Annotated in this window: 1 protein-coding gene and 1 pseudogene; one reads left to right on the forward strand and one right to left on the reverse strand. The window is 29.8% G+C overall.

What is annotated here, in order from left to right; all coding sequences use genetic code 11:
• Positions 1-92: pseudogene (locus Tmeso_RS15780) on the forward strand (IS200/IS605 family transposase); the annotation flags it as partial.
• Between the two features lie 130 nt (positions 93-222).
• On the opposite strand, the gene Tmeso_RS15785 reads toward Tmeso_RS15780, so the two are convergent.
• The gene (locus Tmeso_RS15785) at positions 223-420 is read right to left on the reverse strand and encodes a hypothetical protein (RefSeq protein ID WP_099192883.1); all 198 of its coding nucleotides are present in this window, start codon (positions 418-420) and stop codon (positions 223-225) included.
• Positions 421-895: the final 475 nt, after the last annotated feature.

Genomic DNA, 895 nt, shown 5'->3' on the forward strand with positions numbered 1-895 from the left:
AAATACAAGAAGATATAGTACAAGAACAAATAAGTCTGAAAGAATATATAGACCCGTTTACGGGTGAGCCAGTAAACAAGGGCAAAAAATAAACCCCTTTTAGGGGTAGCCTGGGAAAAAGCGCGGTCGGCATACTTTTCAAAGTGTCTTGAGACACGGTAAGCAACATGCCCTTATAGGGCTCATGCAAACCACCCGTTTTACGGGTGGTCCTGATTAATTCTAATTGAAGTTAAAACCATCTATATAGGATCTTAACTCATTAAATTCTGTAGGGTCTTGTAATTCTACAACTTCACTTTTTTCTATTTCGAAATTCTTAAGATATACAGAAAATGTATTTTCATTAGTAGAATCATAATAAATACATCTATAGCCATCCTCGTATAATTTTTTTAAATGACTTAATTTATCCTTCATAAAAGCACCACCTTTTCAATAATGAATAAAAATTGTAGATTTTAATATTATTTTTTTCAATATAAATATAAATATTCAGTTGAATTTAAAAATAATAAATAAAGACCGATAATGCATATTAATGGGAAGATAGACAAATGCTTATTTATATTGAAATTATATAAAAAATAAAAAAAGTAAAAAACTTTTCAAAAAAGGTGTTGACGAATTATATCAAAGGTGATATATTATTACTTGTCCTCAACAACGAGGCAAACACGAAACATACGAAGGAAATAAATGAACTTTGAAAATTAAACAGTAGGTTATAAATAAATCACATCAGTGATTTTCGGAATAAACAAACATAAAGTCAGTTTACTGAGTAGACAAACTTTGAGCAACGGAAATTATGAGGCTATGCCGAAAGAATTTCGTTGGCGATATGAGTCAATGCGATAGCATTAGACGAATTTTTATTTAAGAGTTTGATCCT

Source organism: Tepidibacter mesophilus (assembly GCF_002724055.1).
Taxonomy (GTDB): Bacteria; Bacillota; Clostridia; order Peptostreptococcales; family Peptostreptococcaceae; genus Tepidibacter_A; species Tepidibacter_A mesophilus.